The 24,159-nt window shown below is 55.9% G+C and carries 23 protein-coding genes and 1 tRNA gene; 14 read left to right on the plus strand and 10 right to left on the minus strand.

What is annotated here, in order from left to right:
* The first annotated feature begins 75 nt into the window (after window positions 1-75).
* From QP888_RS04485 to QP888_RS04505, 5 genes are all read left to right on the plus strand, one after another.
* Entirely contained in the window at window positions 76-1,182 is a 1,107-nt protein-coding gene (locus tag QP888_RS04485; protein WP_284812322.1) for a LacI family DNA-binding transcriptional regulator, read from the plus strand.
* Between the two features lie 84 nt (window positions 1,183-1,266).
* Window positions 1,267-1,455: a hypothetical protein gene (locus QP888_RS04490; protein ID WP_027018181.1), complete on the plus strand. Its 189-nt coding sequence runs from the start codon at window positions 1,267-1,269 to the stop codon at window positions 1,453-1,455.
* Window positions 1,448-2,059, plus strand: a complete 612-nt coding sequence (locus QP888_RS04495; RefSeq protein WP_284812323.1) for a hypothetical protein — start codon at window positions 1,448-1,450, stop codon at window positions 2,057-2,059. The genes QP888_RS04490 and QP888_RS04495 overlap by 8 nt, the downstream gene beginning before the upstream one ends.
* 102 nt (window positions 2,060-2,161) lie before the next feature.
* Window positions 2,162-3,184 carry a zinc-binding dehydrogenase gene (locus QP888_RS04500; protein WP_284812324.1) on the plus strand — a complete coding sequence of 341 codons (1,023 nt, stop codon included), beginning with the start codon at window positions 2,162-2,164 and terminating at the stop codon, window positions 3,182-3,184.
* Window positions 3,185-3,281: 97 nt separating this feature from the next.
* Window positions 3,282-3,572, plus strand: coding sequence for a hypothetical protein (locus tag QP888_RS04505; protein WP_284812325.1), 291 nt, complete (start codon window positions 3,282-3,284; stop codon window positions 3,570-3,572).
* Window positions 3,573-3,579: 7 nt separating this feature from the next.
* Here QP888_RS04505 and otsB read toward each other — a convergent pair whose 3' ends face one another.
* From otsB to thrE, 5 genes are all read right to left on the minus strand, one after another.
* Window positions 3,580-4,386 carry a trehalose-phosphatase gene (gene otsB / locus QP888_RS04510; RefSeq protein WP_284812327.1) on the minus strand — a complete coding sequence of 269 codons (807 nt, stop codon included), beginning with the start codon at window positions 4,384-4,386 and terminating at the stop codon, window positions 3,580-3,582.
* Between the two features lie 130 nt (window positions 4,387-4,516).
* Window positions 4,517-5,011 carry a hypothetical protein gene (locus tag QP888_RS04515; protein ID WP_284812328.1) on the minus strand — a complete coding sequence of 165 codons (495 nt, stop codon included), beginning with the start codon at window positions 5,009-5,011 and terminating at the stop codon, window positions 4,517-4,519.
* Window positions 5,008-6,507: an alpha,alpha-trehalose-phosphate synthase (UDP-forming) gene (locus QP888_RS04520; protein WP_284812329.1), complete on the minus strand. Its 1,500-nt coding sequence runs from the start codon at window positions 6,505-6,507 to the stop codon at window positions 5,008-5,010. Before QP888_RS04520 ends, QP888_RS04515 begins: the two co-directional genes overlap by 4 nt.
* A gap of 54 nt (window positions 6,508-6,561) precedes the next feature.
* A complete protein-coding gene (locus QP888_RS04525) occupies window positions 6,562-6,984 on the minus strand; it encodes a histone (protein WP_284812330.1) in 423 nt (140 codons plus the stop codon).
* A 78-nt stretch (window positions 6,985-7,062) separates the two neighbouring features.
* On the minus strand, window positions 7,063-8,643 hold the full coding sequence (thrE, locus tag QP888_RS04530) for a threonine/serine exporter ThrE (protein ID WP_284812332.1): 1,581 nt from the start codon (window positions 8,641-8,643) through the stop codon (window positions 7,063-7,065).
* Window positions 8,644-8,854: 211 nt separating this feature from the next.
* On the opposite strand from thrE, the gene QP888_RS04535 reads away from it, so the two are divergent.
* From QP888_RS04535 to QP888_RS04550, 4 genes are all read left to right on the plus strand, one after another.
* Window positions 8,855-8,927 (plus strand) — tRNA-Thr (locus QP888_RS04535).
* 313 nt (window positions 8,928-9,240) lie between these two features.
* Window positions 9,241-9,867, plus strand: coding sequence for a hypothetical protein (locus tag QP888_RS04540; protein ID WP_284812333.1), 627 nt, complete (start codon window positions 9,241-9,243; stop codon window positions 9,865-9,867).
* 564 nt (window positions 9,868-10,431) lie between these two features.
* Entirely contained in the window at window positions 10,432-11,172 is a 741-nt protein-coding gene (locus tag QP888_RS04545) for a class F sortase (RefSeq protein WP_284812335.1), read from the plus strand.
* Window positions 11,173-11,416: 244 nt separating this feature from the next.
* Entirely contained in the window at window positions 11,417-11,692 is a 276-nt protein-coding gene (locus tag QP888_RS04550) for a hypothetical protein (RefSeq protein WP_284812336.1), read from the plus strand.
* 377 nt (window positions 11,693-12,069) lie between these two features.
* Here QP888_RS04550 and QP888_RS04555 read toward each other — a convergent pair whose 3' ends face one another.
* From QP888_RS04555 to QP888_RS04570, 4 genes are all read right to left on the minus strand, one after another.
* Window positions 12,070-13,881 (minus strand): alkaline phosphatase D family protein, encoded by a 1,812-nt coding sequence (locus QP888_RS04555; RefSeq protein WP_284812337.1) that lies wholly within the window; start codon window positions 13,879-13,881, stop codon window positions 12,070-12,072.
* A 212-nt stretch (window positions 13,882-14,093) separates the two neighbouring features.
* Window positions 14,094-14,915 carry an ABC transporter permease gene (locus QP888_RS04560; RefSeq protein ID WP_284812338.1) on the minus strand — a complete coding sequence of 274 codons (822 nt, stop codon included), beginning with the start codon at window positions 14,913-14,915 and terminating at the stop codon, window positions 14,094-14,096.
* Window positions 14,915-15,961 carry an ATP-binding cassette domain-containing protein gene (locus QP888_RS04565; RefSeq protein ID WP_284812339.1) on the minus strand — a complete coding sequence of 349 codons (1,047 nt, stop codon included), beginning with the start codon at window positions 15,959-15,961 and terminating at the stop codon, window positions 14,915-14,917. Before QP888_RS04565 ends, QP888_RS04560 begins: the two co-directional genes overlap by 1 nt.
* A 68-nt stretch (window positions 15,962-16,029) precedes the next feature.
* Window positions 16,030-17,091 (minus strand): App1 family protein phosphatidate phosphatase, encoded by a 1,062-nt coding sequence (locus QP888_RS04570; RefSeq protein WP_284812340.1) that lies wholly within the window; start codon window positions 17,089-17,091, stop codon window positions 16,030-16,032.
* 142 nt (window positions 17,092-17,233) lie between these two features.
* On the opposite strand from QP888_RS04570, the gene QP888_RS04575 reads away from it, so the two are divergent.
* Together QP888_RS04575 and QP888_RS04580 are read left to right on the plus strand one after the other, a co-directional pair.
* A complete protein-coding gene (locus QP888_RS04575; RefSeq protein WP_284812341.1) occupies window positions 17,234-17,947 on the plus strand; it encodes a response regulator transcription factor in 714 nt (237 codons plus the stop codon).
* A gap of 30 nt (window positions 17,948-17,977) precedes the next feature.
* Complete coding sequence (locus QP888_RS04580; protein WP_284812342.1) at window positions 17,978-19,582, plus strand: sensor histidine kinase; 1,605 nt, start codon at window positions 17,978-17,980, stop codon at window positions 19,580-19,582.
* A gap of 32 nt (window positions 19,583-19,614) precedes the next feature.
* On the opposite strand, the gene QP888_RS04585 is transcribed toward QP888_RS04580, so the two are convergent.
* Window positions 19,615-20,040, minus strand: a complete 426-nt coding sequence (locus tag QP888_RS04585; RefSeq protein WP_284812343.1) for an HIT family protein — start codon at window positions 20,038-20,040, stop codon at window positions 19,615-19,617.
* Window positions 20,041-20,201: 161 nt separating this feature from the next.
* Between QP888_RS04585 and purD the strand changes: the two genes are divergently transcribed.
* The 3 genes from purD to QP888_RS04600 all read left to right on the plus strand — a co-directional run bounded on the left by purD (window position 20,202) and on the right by QP888_RS04600 (window position 24,138).
* The gene (purD, locus tag QP888_RS04590; protein WP_284812344.1) at window positions 20,202-21,572 is read left to right on the plus strand and encodes a phosphoribosylamine--glycine ligase; all 1,371 of its coding nucleotides are present in this window, start codon (window positions 20,202-20,204) and stop codon (window positions 21,570-21,572) included.
* A 122-nt stretch (window positions 21,573-21,694) separates the two neighbouring features.
* Window positions 21,695-23,113 carry an adenylosuccinate lyase gene (gene purB / locus QP888_RS04595; protein WP_284812424.1) on the plus strand — a complete coding sequence of 473 codons (1,419 nt, stop codon included), beginning with the start codon at window positions 21,695-21,697 and terminating at the stop codon, window positions 23,111-23,113.
* A gap of 125 nt (window positions 23,114-23,238) precedes the next feature.
* The gene (locus QP888_RS04600; protein WP_284812345.1) at window positions 23,239-24,138 is read left to right on the plus strand and encodes a phosphoribosylaminoimidazolesuccinocarboxamide synthase; all 900 of its coding nucleotides are present in this window, start codon (window positions 23,239-23,241) and stop codon (window positions 24,136-24,138) included.
* The last annotated feature ends 21 nt before the right edge of the window (window positions 24,139-24,159 follow it).

Genomic DNA, 24,159 nt, shown 5'->3' on the forward strand with positions numbered 1-24,159 from the left:
AAAACAGTTGTCAATTGAAAATCTAGTGAAAATATGCTGTTCGTTAGGCTGCTCAAGCCGGGTAGGATATTCCGCATGGCACCGCGATCACGGGCTGGGCTCAGCAAAGGAACTTTGGCATCGATTGCCGCCGACCTTGGCGTATCCCGAACGACGGTTTCTAACGCCTATAACCGTCCGGATCAGCTTTCTACCGCCACCCGTGAGCGCATCATGGCGGCGGCCAAAGCCCGTGGCTACCCAGGGCCGGACCCGACGGCGCGTTCGCTGCGCACCAAACATGCTGGTTCCTGGGGTGTGGTGCTGACCGAACATCTTTCCTATGCCTTCGAGGATATGGCCTCGGTGGATTTTTTGGCCGGGATTGCCGAGTCGACGCATGGCACCGATTTTTCACTGACGTTGATTCCCGCAGGCCCGGACACGCTTGTCGACGCCAGCGCTAACGCAGCCACCGCAGCCGTGAACCAGGCCGGGGTGGACGGTTTCATTATCTATTCGGTGGCTGCGAATGATCCCTATTTGCGGGCTGCCCGCGCGCGTGGGTTGCCAGTGGTGGTGTGCGACCAGCCGACGGATTCTGGCGCGCCTTTCGTGGGCATCGATGATGATGCTGCGATCCGTCCGGCTGCCCGTGCCGTGCTGGAGGCCGGGCACCAGCGCATCGGGGTGTTATCGATCCGGTTATTCCAGCAGCGTGTTGATGGGGCAGTGGCTGCCGCCGATATTCCTGGTGCCGATATGCATGTGCAGCGCGGGCGTGTTTCCGGTGTGTTGGATGAGTGCCAGCGCGCCGGGTTGGATCCGGCGCAGATCCCGGTGATTACGCGGCACATTAATGATGCCGCGAATGCTCGGAGCGCTGCCCGTGAGATATTGGATACGCACCCGGAGCTGACCGCGATTATTTGCACCACTGATTCCATGGCGCTGGCGGTATTGGATGAGGCCCATGAGCGCGGGATTTCGGTTCCGGAACAGCTTTCTGTGACCGGTTTCGACGGTATCGCGGAAGCTCGACATGCTGGTTTGACGACGATCATTCAACCGAACAAGGCCAAGGGAGCTGCCGCTGGGCGTGTGCTGCGCGGGCTGATTGATGCTCCGGGTACTACGCCTGTGCGAAAAATATTGAGTACTTCGTTGCACGCCGGTTCCACGGTGGCCCCACCAGCTAGTTAGATAATGTGTTCTATAGAATTTGCGAAGAATCTGTAGTTATGTGAGCGGTAGAAGGCAGAATATCGACATGATGGAAAGGAGGAAATGATGGCCGTTCGCCATATCCATCTGACAGAAGAAGAAGCCGCCCGGCAATTACAGGATTTAGAGGCAAGCGTGGAAGGTGGAATCGAAGAATTTGAAGCACGTGCTTACACGTATAGCCTTTCGCCGAAAGAAGCGGGTGTGTGGGACCGGATTGAAACTTTAAGGTGGTTGCTTGGCATTGAGTAGTGCTGATGAAAAATTGTTAGAGGCTAAAGCTGATGAGCTGGCTTGGACATTGACGGATGCGCTGGAATATTTTGCTGACAATGACTTTGTTCTTGAAACCGTGATTGCGCAATCCGCACGCGGTAATTCCATTGTTATTCAGTTCGCGCAGAAAGAAGACTTACCCAAAGTGGTGAAGTTGAAGTCTCGGGGATGGCCGGTTTTAGGCCTGGGGATGAAGATTAATTGCACTTGGGATTCTCAAGGGAAGCATCTAGCGGTTGAGAAGTCCTCGATTCGTGTGATGCCTTATGGCAGTGATACCGAAGCACCGTTGTTTCGTGTGGAATACGTCAAGGAACAGGATTCTCACCGCCCGAGTTCGCATATTCATGTCCATGCCCATCGTGATGAATTCACGCATCTCATGGGCTTTGCTTCCAAATTTGATGTTGAGCGGACAAAGAAAGTACGTAATTATTTTCGGCGGGGCACACGGCTTGCAGAATTGCATTTCCCTACTGGTGGGCATCGCTTTCGGCCATGCTTGGAAGACGTCTTGGAAATGCTGCGCGTAGCAGATTGCATAAAGTTGCCGTGTCAACTGTATTTTCCTAGCTTGTGATCCCTTATTGAAAATTGCACCCAGCCCCAGTGCGTTCTGCTTCTTAGAATCGGGCTTTTGTAAAAAGCAGAAACCCAATCATGACTAGGAGAGTGCACATACATGCGCGCTGTAACCATCCATGCCGCCGGCGATATTCGTGTTGAAAACGTCGCCGATGCACAACTGGAAAAACCTACCGACGCCGTTATTAAAGTTGCGGCAGCGTGCGTATGCGGTTCGGATCTGTGGCCTTACCGTAGTGACGAAGAGGTAGATCCAGGTGCTCGCATGGGCCACGAATACGTTGGCCAAGTCACCGAAATCGGTGCGGATGTCCAGGATATTCAGGTCGGGGACTGGGTTGTCGGTTCCTTTGTTGCTAGCTGCGGTAAATGCGAAATCTGCCAGGCGGGCTACCCCTCTGGCTGCTTAAACCGCGAATTTATGGGCGGTGTTGGCACGCAGGCTGAGTATGCCCGTATTCCGCTTGCCGACGGCACCCTGGTGAAATTGCCTGCCGAACCAAATGAAGATCAGTTGCGTCACGTTCTGGCTGCCTCGGATGTGTTGGGTACCGGCTGGTTTGGCGCGGATGTTGCTGGGGCTGGTGCAGGCAAGATTATTGGTGTGGTCGGCGACGGTGCCGTCGGCCTGTCTGCGGTCTTGGCTGCCAAGCAGATGGGTGCGGAGCGCATCGTGGTTTCTTCCCGGCATGAAAGCCGTCAGGAGCTGGCGAAGAAATTTGGTGCCACGGACATCATTCCGGAGCGCGGTGAAGAATTCGTCGAGAAGGTCAAAGAGCTCACCGACGGCGTCGGCCTGCATGGTTGCGTTGAGGCCGTGGGCACGGATGGCTCGATGAAACAAGCCATTGGTGCTACCCGTCGCGGCGGCAATGTGGGCTTCGTTGGTGTCAGTCACGGGGTAGAACTCGACGGCCAAGAGTTGTTCTTCTCGCAGGTTTCGCTGGAAGGCGGCCCGGCTCCAGTGCGGAAATACCTGCCGGAATTGGTCGAATTGATCTATGCGGGCAAGATCACACCGGGTGATGTTTTCGATAAAACTCTGTCGCTGGACGACGCTGCCGCAGGTTATTCGGCTATGGACCGTCGTGAGGCCATCAAGGTCATGCTCAAACCGTAAACGGTGTCATTTTCATTAAGGATCTCTTGTTGAAAATATATCGGCAATGATGTTTAATGAAAATGTACTGAAAACGAGTCGGAAAGGATGTCAGACAATGACTCACGCAATCCACGAAGAGCACACCCACCAGCACGGCCCAAACTGCGGTCACGTTGCCGTCCCACACGATGATCACGTTGACTACGTGCACGATGGCCACCTGCACCGCGAGCACGACGGCCACTGGGATGAGTGCGAAAACGACCAGCACCAGCCGCACGAGGCTCACGAGCATGAGCACGGCCCAAACTGCGGCCACGTCGCTGTTCCGCACGATGATCACGTGGACTACATCCACGACGGTCACCGCCACGCATTCCACGATGGCCACTGGGACGAGCACTAATTAAGTCCTAAGCGAGATACCTGCCACGCCGGGCCGCCAGGTCCTGCAATACTTGCGCCACCTCGTCAATATCTGTGACCCGGTGGCCCGCGCAGGTATCGCCCTGCCCGACCTTGATGCCCACATCATCGGGTCCGAGCACGGCGAAAGCATGTTCATCTGTGGCATCGTCGCCGATGAACACCACGGCATCTGCTTGCACACGCTGTTTTTCGCGTTGCAGCCAGGTGCCTTTCGTGATTTCTAGGGCAGAAAATTCCACCAAATTCTTTCCGGGTGTCACGGGGAACCCGCGCGCATCGACCTGATGGGCGCGCGCCAAGATTTCCTGTGCGGCGTCTGGATCCTCAGCGGCCAGGGGAGCGACGTGAAAAACCTGTTGGAATGGTTTACTTTCCACATAGGTGCCGGGGTGTTGCGCTGCAATGGCCTCGAGTTCGGCGCCGATCGTTAATAAAAAGTTATTCTGTCCCTCCGTTAATTCCACCGTGGCGCCGTCACGGTCTTCGGCACCGTGCGAGCCAACCATCATCACCGGCGCCTGCAGTGGACACACCCGCTGCAAACCGGCCACATGCCGGCCCGATAGCACCCCGACGGTGGTGCCTGGCATTTCTGCTAGCTCCCGCAGTGCCGCCGCGGAATCCGGGTGGGCGCGTACCGCATAGGGATCTGGATCAAAACCTGCCAGTGTGCCATCAAAATCGGACACAACCAGCAGGCGTGCGCTTTCCACGGCAGCAAGAAATGCCGGGTGACTGGCCAAAGCGTGCCTGTTTAGAGCAGGATCGGTTGCGGAATCTGGGGTATTCATGTCCCAAATATTAGCCGCTGAAAATATTAGCCGTGATGCTGGCGATGGCAGCACGAGAAACCGCAAAACTTGCCCGCTCGGGCGTGAGCATCGGCCGCGCTGGGGACGTGGTGCTGTGCAGAACTTGCTGCTATAGCGAGAACATACGCAACGCTGGTGAATCGATCGGTTGGCCGTCGTCAAGCTGCAGCACTAGCTCGCCGCGCGCGTCGAACTGCAGAGCAAACCGGTTGCCAGAGGCCAACAGATCCGAAATATGGCTATGCACCCAGGCTTTGGTGCCGGTGCATTCGGTGTCGGATTCGTCGATAATGACCTCGTTAAGCAGCACGAAACTGGCAGCACCGGCGGGCGCGGAGTTGCCGGATTCACCGCTAAAAATCACCTGTGCCTGCAACGGGGCGCACCCGGTGTAGCCTGCCATGCTGTTTTGGCTGAAACCCAGCCGTGGCACGCCTGCTAAATCCGCGGGCACTTCGGTGGGATCGTCCGGGGCAGAGTAGATGTGGGTGATCTGCCATGTGGAATCCAGTAGCGAGCCGGTGGATTCATCGGCGCACGCGGCTAGGCTGGTGGTGGCGGCCGCGAGAGACACCAATGCTGTTGCTTGCCGACGCCCGATCATGCGAATTCATCCAAACTTGTGAGAAACGTCTGTGCCCAGCGGGCCACGTCGTATTCCAATACGTGTTCATGCATGTGCTGCATGCGGTCGCGCATCCGTTCTGGGTGTTCCCGCAACCCGGTTGCTGCGGTCACCATCGCGGTCTTGATTGATTCCATATCAAAAGGGTTGCACAGAACCGCCTGCTGCAATTCTTGCGCTGCGCCGGCGAATTCGGAGAGCACGAGCGCGCCGGAGCCGTCGTCGTGGCAGGCGACGTATTCCTTGGCCACCAGGTTCATGCCATCTTTGAAAGGCGTGACCACCATGACGTCCGCTAATTGGTAATACAGTTGCAGCGTGTGCTTGGGCAGGCTGGTGTGCTGATAATGCACCACGGGGTGGCCCAGGGTGGAAAACCGCCCGTTGATGCGGCCGACGGTTTCTTCTACTACCGAGCGCGTTCTGCGGTAGTGCTCAATTCGTTCCCGCGATGGGGTAGCCAGCTGCACGAATGACACGTCGCTGGGGGAAAACGCACCGGATTCAAGTAGTTCTTCGAAAGCTCGGAGCCGTTCGACGATACCCTTGGTGTAATCCAGCCGGTCCACACCCAAAAACACCACCCGCGGGTTGCCGAGTTCCGCCCGCAGTCGCGCGATTTCGTGTTCATCACCTGCGCTGCGCTTGGCTTGGGCACCAGAATCCAGCGAGATGGGGAAGGCCGCAACGCCGACCTCACGGGAATCGGGGGTGGTGATGCGTGCGGTGATTTCGCGCAGGCTGGCACTACCTCCGGTCACCGTATGGTCAGTGTGGTCTGTGGGTCCTTTAGTGTCTGCAGCGCCATAACCGGCGTCGACAAGCTGGACAAAGTGGTTGGCGTCAGATACCAATTGGAAGCCCACCACGTCCGCGCCTAAAAGCCCGCGGATGATTTCGTGGCGCCAGGGTAGTTGCCGGAAAATATCCGGGTGTGGGAAGGGGATGTGGGCGAAAAACCCGATACGCACATCGGGGCGTAGTTGCCGCAAAATTCCGGGAACCAGCTGCAGCTGGTAGTCCTGCACCCATACGGTGGCACCTGGGGCGGCGACTACCGCGGCGTGCTCAGCGAAGCGCGTGTTGACATCCCGGTATGCCGCCCACCATTCGCGGTGGTAGGCCGGTGGAACGATCAGGTCGTGGTACAGCGGCCACAGGGTGGCGTTGGAAAATCCTTCATAAAAGGCGGTGAAGTCGTATTCGGACAGCGTAACGGGGTAGAGCAGCGCGCCGGCGTCGTTGTGGAATGGTTCCGGGGCGGCATCGGCGATGCCCGGCCAGCCGATCCAGCAGCCTTGCCGGGCTTCCAAAATGGGCGAGAGCGCAGAAACTAACCCGCCGGGCGAGGCTTTCCATTCTGTGCTGCCGTCGTGGGCGGTGACGAGATCAACCGGCAGGCGGTTGGCGACCACCACGAAATCATGCTCACCGGCCCCACGTCCGGTGCCACCGACATTTCGTCCGGCATTCACCGTGCTACCTCACTCACCGTTTACCTCGACCGCTATCTGGAAACCACAGCAGGTTTATTCGGTTGATTTCTTCGCCGTGGATTTCTTGGTGGCCTTCTTGCTGGTCTTTTTCGCAGACTTCTTCGCGGTCTTCTTAGTCGACTTTTTGGATGCTTTCTTAGCCGTCTTCTTTGTCGATTTTTTGCTGGACTTCTTGGTGGCTTTCTTCGAGGCCTTCTTGGAAGTCTTTTTGGTGGTCTTTTTCGCAACGCCGGATCCGTCGTCAGCATCGCCAGCTGGCTGTGGGTTTTGTTCGGCGGCCACCCTGGAGTGCACCAGGCCGTCTGGTTCTACGCCCAGCATGGACATGAGGGTCACGCCATCCATGAAGTCTTCGGCGTAGGTGGCAACGATGCGTCGTGCAGCAGACGCGGTTTGCTCCTCGACTGCCTCTTCTTGCTCTACGTCGGGATGCTTGTCAGTGACCTTTGGTGGCATGGAGTGCTTCCTCCTGGAGCGGTGTCATTTCGGGTGTGCGGTGCGTATTGCCTACAGCTGCGCCATTCTACGCTATATTTAGTTGCTTTTGCGCCGTGAGGGCTGGGTGTGTGTGGTGTCTTGCGTCTGGTTTTCGGGGGCGCTTGCCGACGCCCGCCCGTGTTTGTGGTTGCTGCTGGTGCGCGGGATGCGGCGGGCTGCGGAACTACCTTTGGCGGCTGCTCTGGCGGCTTGGCGGTAGGAGAACCGGCCTGCGCGTTGCAGGGCCGTGTAGGCGCGGTAGGAGCGTGGGCGGCGTAGGTTACGGGCGACTTTTTCGCCGAAGACCACGCCTGCGGCTAGGGAAGCAGAAATGGCGATGGCGCCGCCGGCGTTGGAAAAACCGACGATGGCTTGTTCGTTGAGCATCGCGTACATGCCGCGGTAGAGCATCAGGCCCGGAAGCATCGGGGTATAACCACACACGGCGACGATCAGTGGTGGGATTTCATAGCGACGAGCCAGCAGGCCACCGGCCAGGCCGATGATGCCTGCGGTAACGCCCGAGGCCAGCACGACGCCTGCGCCCAGTGGCACCATGATGCCGTAGTAGAAGATCATGCCAGCACCGGCGGTGGCACCGGCGACTGCCACAGCGGAGCGACGCGCCTGGCAGGCGAAGGCGAAACCTGCCGAGGCCAGCGCACCGAGTACGATGCGCAGCGGAATTTCGTGTGCGTTGGGCGGGCTGGTGTGTTCGAGTGGGGGCAGTTGCCAGCCGACGAGGATGGCGAATTGAATGCCTAAGGCCACGCCACCGACGATGGCGCCGGTCATCAGAATGGCTTCGAATAAGCGCGCTGCCGAGGAGACCGGAGCGCCGGTGATGCCATCGACAAAGCACTGCACCAGCGTCAAGCCCGCGACCAGCACGATGATGCCGGAGGCAATCAGGTATGACGGTGAGAATGTCCAGCCGATAGTGCCAGCGAAGGTATAAAAGCCAGCTGCGGGCACCGTGGCGATGAACCCGCCGACCACGTTTTGGTAAAACGCCGGAAGGCGGAACTTCGACAGCCAGGAATTCGTCGCCATGATCGCGAACGAAATGATGAATGCCAGGATTCCCACTCCGGCATCGCCGCCGAGCATGACGGAGACACCACCGCCCAGCATGCCCCAGCCGACGTTGACCATCTTCGGTGAGTGTGGCGGAACCTCGGCCATGATGTCGTCGAGGATTTGTTCGGCGCGTTCTGGTGGTGTGGCACCATTCTGGATGGAACGAATCAGCCGGTCCACCGCGGTGAGTTTGGAGAAATCGACCGTCAGGTCAGGGGCAACGCGGAAGACGTTAACTGGGATGCGCTCGTTGATGGTGCCGATATTGGCGTGGATGGTGATGGTTTTTGTGGTGATATCTACGTGTGCCTGGTACAGGCCGTAGGCGCTTAACACGGAGTGGATCTGTGCGCGCACGTCGGAGTTGGAGTTGCCGGAGGAGATGAGGATTTCGCCGATGCGGGCGGCGATTTCCATGACTCCGGTAAGGTGCGCCGGATTAGTGAGGTCCACCGGCGCCAGTGGTGACGGTGGCGGTGCGGCCTTGGCGGCGTCGACCGTGGAAATATTGGCACCGGTGCCCCGCAGGTTCGTTTTCAGGTTATTCAACCAAGACACAGTGGCTCTACCTCATATCGCGTGGCTAGGAATGGTCGTTGCAGTCCGTGGGGATTTTACATGGTGGTACTGGAGCTTATCTGCAGATATATCACGGGGAAACTGGTGATTTTTTTGTTTCGAGAGTCTAAGCTAGACTGTCAGCGTGCTCCGAATATGAACGGACGGTAACAAAAGATTGTCTTTTGTCTACGGTACACGGGTGCACGGTGCTGGAGTGGCGCAATTGGTAGCGCAACGCACTTGTAATGCGTCGGTTGCGAGTTCGAGTCTCGTCTCCAGCTCAAAGTATGATTGGGAAGTAAAAGTTTCCCAAGTTTCTACATGCTTCACTAACGTTAGAACCGGTTAGACACCTGCCAAAAACGTACAAGGAGTTTTGTTTCTTAAATCTTTATTTTTTAGGTTGAGTTCCCATAATTTGTGTGGATTTCAAGTGGTAAAATAGCAGGTAAAGCCCGGTACGACCAGCTATAGCTACCCTAATTTAGGGTGGGCGTGAACTCCTGCTGGAAAATGCTTGGTTACGGGTGTAGGGTTACCTTTCGTACGATGCAGGCGGTGATGAAAACCACCATATACCCGAAAGGTTCGCGCATGGACGTGCTACTTCAGATCAATGAAATCGTGTCAGGGCCAATCAAGGACTTCTTATTCCAGGTCACAGGAGGCGGGGCGCCTCAGGTCAACGCTCCAGAACTGCCTGAGTTGCCTCCACTGTCCTCCCCAACCCTTCCGCAAGATGTAAATGTTGAAGTTGGTGGCTCCACTTTCGGTGACCTGGGATCTTCAGACAATGGATCGTCGCAGTTCCTCAACGATGCCGGTTCTTCCGACCAGCTGAAGGACAACAGCTTCCTCAACGATGCCGGTTCTTCCGACCAGTTTAACGGTAACGAATACGGCTCGTCTCAATTCGGTAATGACAATGGCTCGTCTGAGCTGTTCACCGAGGCTGGCTCTTCTCAATTCGGTAATGACAATGGTTCATCCGAGCTGTTCACCGAGGCTGGCTCTTCTCAGTTGTTCACCGAAGCTGGTTCGTCTCAGTTGTTCACCGAAGCTGGTTCCTCCCAGCTGCTTAACGACGCGGGTTCCGCAGAATTTGGCAATCAGGCAGGATCTTCCGAGCTCGTAAACGGAGCTGGCTCTAGCGAGTTGTTCAATAGCTTCCAGTCTTCGGACCTTGATTTGAGCGCATTGGGTAGCCTCCTGGGAGTTTAAACTCATGTAGCCATGAGCCCAATGGCTTTGTGGCGTTCATCGACGCCTCGCTTGTTCTTTCCCTCACCTCAATTCATCCCGTCCATTTGGGGTGAGGGAAACGTCTGTGAAAATGCGCAAGTGATCGACAGCTTAAAGGGCAAAACCATGGGCTAGTAGAGGTTTTACGCTAAATGTCGAATGTGCACCGTATTCCGACGAACATGTCATCGTGAATTTGGTGTGACTTAACATACGTCCGCACGTTTTACCGTGCGGACGTTTCTTTGTATTAATCCCGTGCACAATGGCGACCACGCCGGGCCGTTTGCGTTAATACTCGTTTACTTAGAGATCGGGTTCTGGCTCTTCAGGATTGTGTAACCGGGTATGCAGTCGGCTCGCGCCAACGTTATGCAGTGAACCCAAGGTGTTACCCAAGGACTTGTGCCTTATAGGGCATAGCAGTGTCGGGTGGTGGCGTTTGTGGAGATGACTATTATACTGAAGTTTATTTACAGGTGACGGATCGGTTTCTGCCTGGACCTCTGGTGTCGGCAGATAACTGGAAACATGAGGGAAGTAATGGATAAAAATTACGACGAAAATGAAATACCAGGAAATGGTAACGATGTGTCTGGCTTTGGTGGAGAAGAGTATGGTGTTGTGAGCTCTAGCTCACAACAATCTCAAGCAAAGAACATCGGCAAGTGGATTACGGTAGCCGTAACGTCGATTGTCATTCTGTTGGTCTTGGTATTGAGCGCTTTTTATCTCTTCCGAGGTGATAGTGATGAAGGTAGCAAACCCGAAGCTTATGTTGATCAATCTGGACAACAGGAGCATGAATTCGAAGCTGCCCCTGGGGAGCTTCGTGGGTTCAACCAGATGTCGATAAATATCCGTGATGAGGCGACGGCAGTCGACCCAGTGCAAGCAACAGACAAGGGTGTGCTTTTGCCGCCGAATGATGTTTCCCGGGTCGGTTGGTACTCTTCTTCGGCTGTCCCTGGCGAACATGGCAAGGTGGGTTCTAGCGTAATCACCGGACACATTAACCACCAGAGTCAAGGCGCTGGATACGCGGGAAAGTTTGCAGAACTTGAGCTTGGCGAAGAATTCGTCGTCAGTCTTGACGATCAAGACCGGCGTTTCCGGGTGACAGACGCTCCATATCGACTGACCAAGGGTGAGGAACTTCCTGAGGTTATTAACGATACGTCTGGAGAAAACCGTCTAGTGCTCGTAACTTGCGGTGGGCAATTTGTCGGAGGAGCTCTTGGCTACGAGGACAATATCATTACTGTCGCGGAGCCGGTGCTTTAGCTACTCTCCGTGCTGTGTCGGGACTTCTGCACTCGATGCCTAGGGAGTTCGATGCCTAGGGACGCCATTGTGGGCTTTGTCGTTGGAACGGCATAGTGCTCTGATGTCGTGCTCTGATGGAGCCGAAATGATATCAAATTGGGTTAGCCGATCTTATATTAAGGTCTTGACAAGTGAAAATTCAGATTGATAAAGTTCAAGTGAAAGGGCACAAAGTGCCTCACCAACCTGAAAAGGAGTCTCTATGTTTCGTAAACTAGGTATTGGTCTCGGTACTGTAGCTCTAGCAGCGACCGTTGCAGCTGCCCCAGCCACCGCTGCAGAAGCTGATGCAAAGCCTGCTGCTGACGTTGCATCGATCGTGGAAAACGTCAAGCCTGATACTCACGCTGACAAGCTCGGCAAGGCTGAACTGACCGGCAAGCACCTTGACAACGCTAAGAAGGGTGTTGAGTCCGCTAAGGGTATTGCAGACACCCTTTCCACTTTGGGTGGCTTGTTCGGACTTGGTGGCAAGTAAAGCCGAAGTCAACGCTAAACTGACGTCCGTCCTAGCCCATCCATGTGATGGAGTATAGGTAGACGGCAGATTCACAAGCGGCCTGGGTTCTTTATCTACCCAGGCCGCTTCGTTGTTTTTATTTACCTTCACAAATGTGCGCAATAACCAGGGATTTTTTAACAGTGGTGTGGTGAACCGTTTGTGCCACAGTATGCGCGCCCGAGGCTACTAGTTGTAGCACATTTATGGTTTCGGCCCGGTTGTCAATGCGCGTGCTGGATGCTTGTCCAGGTTCTGCAGCTACAAGCCGCAGAACCTGGCGCACGTGAGCCGTCGGAAGCCTCTGAGAATGATCGCGCAGAACAAGCAGATCATCCTAGTAGGACCATAAATTTTTAAAAAGATGTCTGAGTTTGATCAAGCGGCTTTTCTGCAGGCATCGGGCGGGGGTTCCCCGGTCGTACGGAATAACTCCGTGCCGTCCACAACTCAGTATCAGGGGAGAGAACGTTATCCACAAAGTGCCAATCACACTGGGCACCTTCTTGGTTTATGTCTACGCTCATATAGCCGTTGAACCGGAAGTCGATCCATTTAAACCAATGATTAAACGCTCGTAGTAGGTTTGCGCCTTGCTCCACGATCGCTTGTGCAGTACCTTCCAACGCTTCATGTGCTGCGAGTGTCGCGAAGGGGCCGTTTGAAGTGACTGCCGGCGTAACGAATTCCGTTGCTATCGACGTCATGTCTTGTCCATTGCGGTACGCGCGGACATCTCGAGGGATATCGCTAGCCCAAGAAGAATGGATGTCGCCAGTTAAAAATATAATATTTCGTCCAGGAGCATCCCCAACGACATCAATAATTTCTTGCCGTTCGGCCATATAACCGTCCCACTGATCCATATTGAGACCAATACCGTCTGGCGGGAGGTCTATCGTGTCGATCAACCAGTGCTGCAACTGCGGACTCAACCCTGGAGGAATAGTCATTGGGCTAAACAGCACGGAGTTAGCAATTATCTGCCATTGCGTGGTTGAACCTGTCACCGAATCCTTGAACCAATTCAATTGGGATTCGCCTAGCATCGTACGGCCGTCTCTGCCAGCAGCCCGGGCAAAGTCTGGGTTCGTTTTGAGTAAATGATCACCGGTCTGAATCAATTGTTCATCGCGGTAGGTTCGGAGGTCTGGGATGATTAAATCTACGAGGTTGCCATAACGCAGCGTGCGGTAGAGACCATCAGAACTAAGATCGTGATCACGACGAACAGGCATCCACTCGAAATACGCCTGAGTAGCTGCTGCCTTCAAGGAATCGAAATCTTGGTTTTCATCGAAGGAGCCGCCCGTTGCACCTTCTCTCCACCGGTTATCTGCGAACTCGTGATCGTCCCAGATACAGATCATCGGTTTCGAAGCATGTAATTCAGCAAGGTCGGCGTCTTCGTGGTAGAGGCCTTGCCGTATGCGAAAATCAGCCAGCGTCGTTGTCTTATGCTGTGGGGCGACTTGGCGGACGGAGGTTTGGTATAAACCGGGATACCCGCCTTGCTCGTATTCATACGTATAATCGCCCAGGTGAAGGACGAATTCGAGGTCATCGCGACGGGCCATGTCGCGGTAAACCTGGAAATAACCGGCTTCGTAGTTGGCGCACGAGCAGACCCCGAAACGCAGAGAATCTAAAGAGGCCTCCGCTGCGGGAGCGGTACGGGTCCGGCCCACACGGGACGTTACCGTCTGACCGTTTATCTTTGCGGAAAAGCGATAGAAATAGGTTGTTGCTGGTGCTAAGCCCCCGACATCGACTTTCACCGTATGATCACTTGTTGCCGCTGCAATTTCCGTACCATGTTGAATGATGCGTGAAAATTCTGGGTCTGTAGCGATTTCCCAGTGCACTGCAGTATCTGGTCCCAGATCGGATCCTGGTAGTGCTTCCGGAGTAGGGGTGATTCTGGTCCAGATGATCAAGCCATGTGGAAGCGGGTCACCTGAGGCTACTGAGTGGCGGAAGACTTCGCGGGCCTGGTCCGTAACTTCAGACTCGGCCGCTAGTGCTTCCGGGGCAATACCGGCGTGAGCTTTTGGTGCTATGTGGTTGAGCACCATCGCGCTACTCATGGCTGTCATGCTTTTTAGTATTTGACGGCGTGACGGGGTGCTTTGTGAATCGTTGGTTCCGTTAATTGGTGGTGTTGCCATCGTTCCTATCCGTGATTCCTACATACTTTGTGCATAAAACGAAGTCTTGACCATAAGACAGACTGACTATATCGCGCTCAGGTGAACCAGAAATGAAACAACAGTAAATTAGCAACGAATGTTTGATGCTACGGAAAACGGCTTTTAGTACGGCTTCTGGAAAGAGGCGAACGGCTAAGCAGTTTCTTCTTATTGTGCAATTTCTTTGGCGGCTAAGCCTTCCGGTCGTAGGCTCGCGTTGCTAATGGACAAAAGATGACAAAAAACAATGCGGCGCCAAGCAACACCAGGACAACCGGATTCTGTAAACTCCACACATCTGGAGTCTCCAGCGCCCCATTATTACCAAACAAATCACGTAAAGCCTGCACCAAAGCAGACAAAGGATTCCATTCAGCGAAAACCCGCAACGGGGTGGGCATCGTTTCTTGCGGCACAAAAGCATTAGACAGAAAAGTCAACGGAAACAGCGTGATAAACGTTGCCGAATTCATTGCCTCAGGGCGCGGAACCACCAAACCCAACGTGACCATCAACCAGGAAAAAGCCCAAACAAACACCAACAGCAACACATAGCCTTGCGCGAAGCCCCAGAAAGACTCCGGACGCCAACCAATTGCCAAACCAGTACACACCATAACCAGTAGGGTGAGACTCGCCAAAGTAATATCGGCAAACGTGCGGCCAAAAACCACTGCCGAACGCGCCATCGGCAACGTCTTATACCTACTAATCAAGCCGTCCTTTTTATCATTAGCGATAAACAAGCCAGACGTGGTAGACCCGAAAATCGCCGATTGCACAAAAATTCCCGGCATTAAAAAATTTTCATAACTCATACCCGGAATATGAATTGCGCCGCCAAATACCTGAGAAAACAACAGCACGAACATAATCGGCTGCAACACAGTAAACACGATGATGTCCGGTGAACGGCGCATGCGAATCAAATTGCGAATCATCACCGCACGGACGTCGGCAAGCCACATCGCAGGAGCAGAAGAAATCACCGGGGTAGGGCTTGTAGTGCTCATTAATTATTTCCGCCTTCCAGTGCAGATTCTTGGGATTCGTTTTCCGGCGCATCCGACCCAGCCGCGGTATGCTCCGCGTGCTTTTCCCCGGTAACGCTTTGCCCCGTGAGATCCAAAAAGACCTCATCCAGGCTTGGCCGTGACATCCCGACATCATGCACGGCAATTTCCTGGGCGCGCAACTTGGTAACCACCTGCTCCAGAGCAGCCGGACCATCCTGGACAGACACACTTAATTCATGGCCATCGATAGTGACTGCATCGCGGTTGGCGGCGACAGCGTCCAACAAACTCTGCACAGCAGCAAGGTCTGCTTGATTGACTGGAACCACGGAAATCCGCTGACCACCGACATTCGACTTCAGTTCGTCGGCAGTGCCCTCGGCGATGACCCTGCCCTGATCAATTATGCTGATCTGATCGGCCAAGTAGTCGGCTTCTTCCAAATACTGAGTGGTCAGCAATAGAGTAGTGCCCGAACGCACGCGCTGCTTGATGACTTCCCACAACGACAAACGTGCTGCCGGATCCAGGCCCGTGGTGGGTTCGTCGAGGAACAAAATCCGTGGATCATTGACTAACGACGCTGCCAGATCCGCACGCCTGCGCATACCACCCGAGAAGCCCTTGATCGGGCGGTGTGCGGCGTGCTCCAGGTTAAAAATCTCTAGCAGCTCGTCGGCACGCTTTTTCGCGCCCTTATCCCCGAGATGAAACAGACGACCCACCATCAGCAGATTTTCGCGGGCGGTCAGTTCCTCATCAATAGTGGCGTTTTGCCCAGATACACCAATGCGATTGCGTACCTCGTGACCATTACGCACTACATTCAAGCCATCGATGGTGACTTCGCCAGAGGTTGGGCGCGTGAGCGTAGTCAAGACTTTCACCGTGGTGGTCTTACCGGCACCGTTCGGCCCCAACAGGCCCCGAACCGTCCCTTCCGCAACCTCCAGGTTTAGCCCATCCAAAGCATGAACCGTGCCGGATTTCGCCGCATAGTCTTTACGCACATTGCGCATGCGGATCAGAGAGTCATCAGTCATGGATGCAGATTAACACCGTTAGGTGATGCCTCATCTACACTCGCGGAACTTATGCAAAACGATGCACATTATTTAAACGGATTCTTGTGGTACTCGTCCAGCAGGGCAACACCATCAGGACCGTAGATCGTCGGCACGGCTCCTCGATTAGTGCGCGGCGGGCCGGTCAACGACCGCATCGTGCCGTGAGAAAGCATATGTTCTGTTGGGGTGAGCTCGCGGATGGCGATGCCCGCGACCGCGCCAGGGTGCTCAATGGCCAGATCGCCGTAATTGAGCGGGTCATGCTGTCCATTATCGCCAACCAAAATCCACTTGATATTTGGGTAGTCGATAATCAGATTACGCAGTTGCACTTTCTTATGTTCGGAACCATTACGAAACAAGCCGGTGGGGGTCGGCCCCCAGTCCGTCAGCAGCAATGGGCCTTGCGGTAAATCGTTATCATCGATGAATTGCTCGAGGGTATGGAAAGTGTTCCACGCACCGGTGGACAGATAAAAAATTGGGGCGTTGGGATGGCCGTCGAGCAGCTCGCTGTAGAACCGCGCCATACCAGGGATAGGTTGCCGGTTGTTCGTCTTTTTGAACCAAGAATTGTAGGCCGCGTGCAACGCGCGCGGAAGGTTCGTAACCATGATGGTGTCGTCAATATCAGAGATCAGCCCGATGGTCTCCGCATTGGAAGTGATGAGGACCTTGGCCTTGGCAGGTTCTGCACCCTCGGCAGTGATATCCACCTCGCCCCATCCAGGTTTGAGGCCATGGCCGACGATAGACACATCGAAGTAGCCGTTGGGATTGGTATAAGTTTGTACCACCTCGCCGCCGACGTGCACTTGAACCGGGTGATCTCCGACTTGCACGGTGAAGAATTGGCGGTAACCACGCTGCGCTTCGTGCGCGAAATTTTCCACCTGCTCGGCGGCTGTGCGTTGGTTGCCGGTTGCGGCAGAATCGTCGAATGTTGGGTCGTCCATCAGAATCCGACCGATGACATGAACGCGTTGCGTAGTGCCGTAGCCGGTGTACGGAACAATTTTTGGCAGCCAACCAGCCCGAGTCTTACGCCGAACGCCACAGGTGTTGATCTTGTGTTCTGCTGTGCGAACGAGGTCGGAAAATCCCATGTGCCCAACAATACTGGTGTCAGTACTGTGGGTGCTCACAGAGTCTATTCAGCGACCGGTCAGTTGAGTGCAAGTTCATGGCCGTAAAAAAGACTTAGTTAAAATAGTTACACTAGCGCCAAGAAAGAAGACAGTGATTCTCATGGATGACCTTACTCATAACGATCCCGTGAAGGTTCTCGTGGTTGACGATGAAGCCAATATTGTTGAACTCTTAACTGTTTCCCTGAAATTCCAAGGCTTCGACGTGCGTAGCGCCAACTCCGGCACGGATGCATTGCGCGTGGCCCGAGAATTCCGGCCAGATGCCTACATCCTGGACGTCATGATGCCGGGCATGGACGGCTACGAACTGCTGCAAAAACTACGCACCGAAGGCCTGGAAGGTCCAGTGTTGTACCTGACAGCGAAAGATGGCGTCGAATCGCGCATTCATGGCCTGACCATCGGTGCAGACGATTACATCACCAAACCATTTAGCTTGGAAGAAGTCATTACTCGTCTCCGTGTCGTACTTCGTCGTAGTAATGTGCAGGAAGATTCAGCAGAAGATTCCTCGATTACCTACGCCGACCTGACGTTGAATGATGACACCCACGAAGTTACCAAGGGCGGTGAACTCATTGAGCTCTCCCCAACCGAGTTCAACCTGTTGCGCTTTTTGATGCTGAATAAAGAGGTCGTGCTATCCAAGGCGAAAATCCTGGATAACGTTTGGCATTACGACTTCGGCGGCGACGGTAACGTCGTGGAATCTTATATTTCTTATCTGCGCCGCAAGATTGATGTCGGGGATACACCCTTGATTCACACCGTTCGTGGTGTGGGCTACGTATTGCGTAAACCGCGCCGCTAAAACACAGATTGAAGCGGTAGAATTACGCCAATGTCCGAGTCCGAGCCGCAGAAAGCCCCTGAGGCATCCACTGGATGGGCCGCGACGGGGGAACGCAGACGGCGTTCCTACCGCGCCTACCGCACCCACCGGCCGTTGCGTCTGCGCACCTGGCTAGTGGTGCTCACCGTCTTGGTTTCCGCTTTCGGGCTTTTAGCTAGCTCGTTTACAGTATATTCCGTCATGCGCGAGGTCTTTTACCAGCGTGTCGACGATGACCTGACGCAATCCATGGATGGGTGGGCACAAAGATCGGAGCTTTTTTCTAGAAACCTCTCCGCCAGCCCTCCCACAGATTACGCCGTGATTCACATCTTCCCGGATGGTTCGTCGCGGGTGTATAACGACCGCGATACGCTTCCGCAGATCAATAACTTGGTCATCGGCGATAGCCCACGCAGTGTCTCGAGCCTTGGTGGGACGCAGCAACCAGAATGGCGGGCGTTGGCCAGCAAGCACAATGGTGTGGTGACTATCGTCGCCAAGAACCTGGAACGCGAAAACGGCCTATTGCGCGGGCTGGCAATGTTGCAGGCATTAATCAGCCTGGTCATGCTCGGTTTCTTAGCACTGCTGGCGTTCGCAGTGATCAGACAAACCCTCAAACCACTACAGATTGTGGAACGCACCGCCAGCGATATTGCCGAAGGAGATCTGGACCTCCGCGTGCCAGAATGGCCACTGAACACAGAGGTGGGACAGCTGGCGGCTGCATTGAATATCATGTTGGAACGCCTGCAAGAGTCTGTCGAAACCGCGCAGTCGAAAGAAGAACAAATGCGCCGCTTCGTCGGCGATGCCTCACATGAGCTGCGCACGCCGCTGACCTCTTTGCGTGGGTATGTGGAGCTGTATCGCTCCGGTGCTACTAACGATGTGGAACACGTTTTTGCCACCATTGACGACGAATCTGGCCGCATGAAACTGTTGGTCGAAGACTTGCTGGCGCTTACGCGTGCAGAAGGTTCCCGGCTGGATAAGCGCACCGTCGACGTGCTGGAATTATCCCTGGCAGTAGTTGGTTCCGCACGTGCCGCTTACCCAGAACGCACCATCCGGTTGGAAAATAAAACCAACGATATTCCTGTGGTCTCTGGCGACCCGGACCGCCTACACCAAGTGTTGTTGAACCTCGTCACCAACGGTTTGAATCATGGTGGCCCGGAAGCCGCAGTAACGTTGACGTTGCGCAAAGAAAATCATGCCGATCATGACCGCCTCACTGGCGAACAACACAACGCCAGTGACACTCACGAGGTTGACGAGCACACCACAGGAAAAGGAAAGCACGACGGCAAAAAGGGGAAAGACTACGTTTGCATCGACGTCACCGACGACGGTCGCGGCATGAGTAAAGAGGTCGCGGGGCTGATTTTTGAGCGCTTCTACCGCGAAGACCCATCCCGTGCCCGGGGTGCTGGGGGCGGTTCCGGACTTGGCCTGGCGATCGTGAAGTCCTTAGTGGACCAGCACGAAGGCGACATCACCGTCGACAGTGAACCCGGGGTAGGATCCACCTTCACCGTGCGCATTCCGGCGCTCAATGAGCCGTCGGCAAGCGAAGAAACCTTCGACGGCTACGACGAAGACTACTAAACCGCAGCCGAAGGCCACCCGGTGCCGGGAAGTTATATCTGGCTGCCGTCCTCGTTAGTGCCCAGCGCTGCGCGTAGCTTCTGCGCGGCCTCGTCCATCGTGGCCTCCTCGGTCTGGTCGGCTGGGATGACGTTGGCGAAATTGAAATCATCCATGCTGTGGGCAGGAAAAACGTGAATGTGCGCGTGTGGGACCTCAAAACCAGCGATGACATTGCCAGCACGTGGGGCGTCGAAGGCCTCGATCACGGCATTGCCAATTTCATGGGCAACTGCGTTGACCCGGGCCCACAGCTCTGGGGGCATATCGGTCCACTTATCCACCTCTTCGACCGGTACCACCAGTACGTGGCCGTAGGCGAGTGGCTCGATGCTTAAAAACGCCACCACATCCGAACTGCGGTACACGAAACGGCCAGGCAGTTCACCATTAATGACTTTGCTAAATACTGTGCTCATGTCACCACACTACCGGGACTATTGCCGCAGGATGGGGATGAATGCTGCGGTTGCTAGACACGTTGCTAGACACGGTGCTGGGTGAGTGGTCGGACGAGTTGCCGGACAATAGTGGACAGAAGGCCGTGGCGGCTGTGACACAGCCATATAGGATATAGGCCATGCGTATTCTCGTACTTGGAACTGGTGGCCGCGAACATGCCCTGTTACAGGGGCTATCCCGCGACGCACAGAAAAATGACGGCCTGAACACTGAAGGTTTGAACACTGAAAGTTTGAACGCTGACGGCCTGAACACTGAGGACCACAGCGGTGCTTCCCAGACAGCAGCCCATGAGCTGCATGTTTGCCCGGGTAACCCAGGCATGGAGAACTTAGCCACCCGGCACACCGATGCCGGAAGCGCCGATGACGCCGCAGCCATGGTGGCTTTGGCGCAGAAGCTGCAGGCAGAACTCGTGGTCATTGGCCCAGAAGCACCCCTGGTCGCAGGCGTTGCCGATGCGCTGCGCGAAGCTGGTTTCGCCGTATTTGGCCCCAACAAAGACGCTGCCCGCATCGAAGGCTCCAAGGCTTTCGCTAAAGACGTGATGGCTGCCGCTGGTGTAGCTACCGCGCGCGCCGAACAAATTGCCCCCGGCGCCAGCGAGGAAGAGATCGCGCGGGTATTGCAGAATTTCGGCCCGAATTACGTCGTCAAGGATGACGGCCTAGCCGGTGGCAAGGGCGTGGTTGTCACCCAGGATTACGATGAAGCCCTCGCTCACATCCACGCCGTGCATGAAGGCGGTAACCCCGTGTTGCTGGAATCGTTCCTTTCCGGGCCAGAGATTTCCCTGTTCTGCTTGGTTGATGGCGAAGACGTGGTTCCGCTGCTGCCCGCCCAAGACCACAAGCGCGCCTACGACAATGATGAAGGCCCAAACACCGGCGGCATGGGCGCCTACACGCCATTGCCGTGGTTGCCGGAAGACGGCGTGCAGCGCATCGTGGATGAAGTCTGCCGCCCCGTAGCCAAGGAACTGGTTGCGCGCGGTTGTGCCTATTCCGGCCTGCTGTATGCTGGGCTGGCCTGGGGTGAAGACGGCCCTGCGGTGGTGGAATTCAACTGCCGTTTTGGCGATCCAGAAACTCAGGCGGTGCTCTCGCTGCTGCAATCGCCACTGGCTCCCGCGCTGACTGCCTGCGCGCAAGGCACCTTGGCTGAGTTGAAACCGCTGGAATGGGAAGAAGGCTCGGCCGTCACCGTGGTCTTGGCCGCCTCAGGTTACCCGGCCAGCCCACGTAAGGGCGACCGGATTGTCTCGGATGATATCGAGAACCCAGAAAAGATTCTGCATGGCGGTACCAGCCGCGATTCCGGCGAATACTACTCGAACGGCGGGCGCGTGCTGAACGTGATCGGCAAGGGGACAGACCTGGACACCGCACGCGAGGCCGCGTATCAAACCATCGGTGGCATTCAAATGGCCGGTGGTTTCTACCGCCGCGACATCGGGGCCAAGGCTTCCCGCGGCGAGATCAGCATTTAGCGTTTGCCCACGGTTGCTTTATGCCCATGGTTGCTTGCCGACGCTGGGGTAGTGGTGGCGTCGGCAAGCGTTGTCGGTCTAGCGAAATTCGTGTGATAATAAACGCTGTGACGCAACAAAAAATGCCGATGAGTAATGTCCTTGCTTCCCGCTATGGTTCTGCAGACCTAGTGAATCTGTGGAGCCCGCACAACAAGGTGATCTACGAGCGTCAGCTGTGGATCGCCGTGATGCGCGCCCAGCGTTCCCTGGGTATCGATATTCCTGCAGACATCATCGCGGATTATGAAAAGGTCATCGACCAGGTTGATCTGGAATCCATCGCGCAGCGCGAGCGTTCCACTCGCCATGATGTCAAAGCCCGCATTGAAGAATTCAACGCGCTGGCGGGCCACGAGCACATCCACAAGGGGATGACTTCCCGCGATCTCACGGAAAACGTCGAGCAGCTGCAGATTTACAGCTCTTTGCAGATCATTCGCGATAAAGCCATCGCGGTGGTCTCCCGCGTTAGCGAACACGCCGCCAACTACCAGTCGTTGGTGATGGCTGGCCGTTCCCACAACGTCGCCGCCCAAGCCACCACGCTGGGCAAGCGTTTTGCCAGCGCGGCGGAAGAAATTTTGCTGGCCATCGACCGCATCAACAGCCTGCTCAGTCGCTACCCACTGCGTGGTATCAAAGGCCCAATGGGTACCAGCCAGGATATGCTGGATTTGCTGGGCGGTTCACACGATAAGCTCGCCAGCTTGGAAACCGAAATCGCGGACTACTTAGGCTTTGCCCACCTATTCCATTCCGTTGGGCAGGTCTACCCGCGCAGCCTAGATTTCGACGCAGTATCCGCCCTGGTCCAGCTCGGCGCCGGGCCGTCTTCGCTGGCTACCACCATCCGCTTGATGGCCGGAAATGAGGTTGTCACCGAAGGCTTCAAAGAAGGCCAAGTTGGATCTTCTGCCATGCCACACAAGATGAACGCGCGCTCGTGCGAGCGGGTTTCTGGCCTACAGGTAGTGCTGCGTGGTTACCTGACCATGGTCAGCGATCTTGCCGGTACGCAGTGGAACGAAGGCGACGTCTCGTGCTCGGTGGTGCGCCGCGTTGCCCTGCCGGATGCGTTTTTTGCCATTGACGGCATGATCGAAACCTTCCTGACGGTGTTGGATGAATTCGGTGCCTTCCCAGCCATGATCGACCGCGAGCTGGAGCGCTACCTGCCATTCTTGGCCACCACCCGCATCCTGATGGCCGCTGTGCGCGCCGGGGTGGGCCGCGAAACCGCCCACGAAATCATCAAAAAACACGCCGTCGCCGTAGCGCTGAACATGCGCGAAAACGGCGCGGACCAAGACCTGGTGGAGCGCCTGGCTGCCGACGACGCATTGCCACTGGATAAGCAGGCCTTGGACGAGGCCCTGGCAGATAAGCACGCTTTCATCGGTGCCGCAGAATCACAGGTCAAGCGCGTGCTGGCGAGGGTAAGCACACTGCGCAACGAGCACCCGGGCGCTGCGAATTACCGCCCAGGCGAGATTCTCTAAGCCCGCTACTGTTCCGGCATGCTCTTTCCTGGCCCGCAGAGCCTGGCCCCGCAGAGCCCGGCATACTTTAGCTTTAGCACCCGAATTCCCGAATCCCCGAATTCACGAAAGGCCCACGAGCGTAGATGACCACGCGACCAGAACTTTCCGCTTATCCCCCGATTGCCACTGGCAAAGTGCGCGATATCTACCGCATTGACGATTCCACGTTGCTGATTGTCGCCTCGGACCGGATCTCTGCCTATGACTATGCCCTGGAACCAGCAATCCCGGATAAAGGGCGGGTGCTCACCGCGATCTCCGCATATTTCTTCGAAGAACTAGCCCAGCGTATGGGCGTGCGCAACCACCTGGCGGGCCCGCTAGACGACGAGCGCATCCCGGAATCAGTGTTGGGCCGTGCCATGGTCTGCCACGAGCTGAACATGCTGCCTTTCGAGTGCGTCGCCCGCGGTTATCTGACCGGCTCTGGGCTGAAGGAATACCAGAAGACTGGCGAGGTGTGCGGGGTAGCGCTTCCCGACGGTTTGGTGGAAGCTTCCAAGCTAGAGACCCCAATTTTCACCCCGGCAACCAAGGCGGAGCAGGGCGAGCACGATGAAAACGTCAGTTTCGATGTGGTTGCCGAGTCTTTGGGCACGCAGCGTGCCGAACAGCTGCGTAGCGCCACCGTGGACATCTTCGCTTGCGCGCAGCAGCTAGCTGCCGAACGGGGCATCATCCTGGCCGATACCAAATTTGAATTCGGTTTGGATGCCGACGGCCAGCTAGTACTCGGCGACGAAGTGCTCACCCCGGATTCATCCCGCTACTGGCCAGCAGATTCCTACCAGGAAGGCCAGGTGCAGCCGAGCTTCGACAAACAATATGTGCGCAACTGGCTCACCAGCGCGGAATCCGGCTGGGATGGCGAGACCACCCCACCGACACTTCCCGACGACGTCGTGGCAGCAACCAGGGCGCGTTATATCGAAGCCTACGAGCGTCTGAGCGGCGCGCAATTTAGCGACTGGCTAGGCGGCTAAGCGTCGGCAAGCACCCCGGCA

The sequence above is a fragment of the Corynebacterium sp. MSK297 genome (assembly GCF_030232885.1).
Taxonomy (GTDB): domain Bacteria; phylum Actinomycetota; class Actinomycetes; order Mycobacteriales; family Mycobacteriaceae; genus Corynebacterium.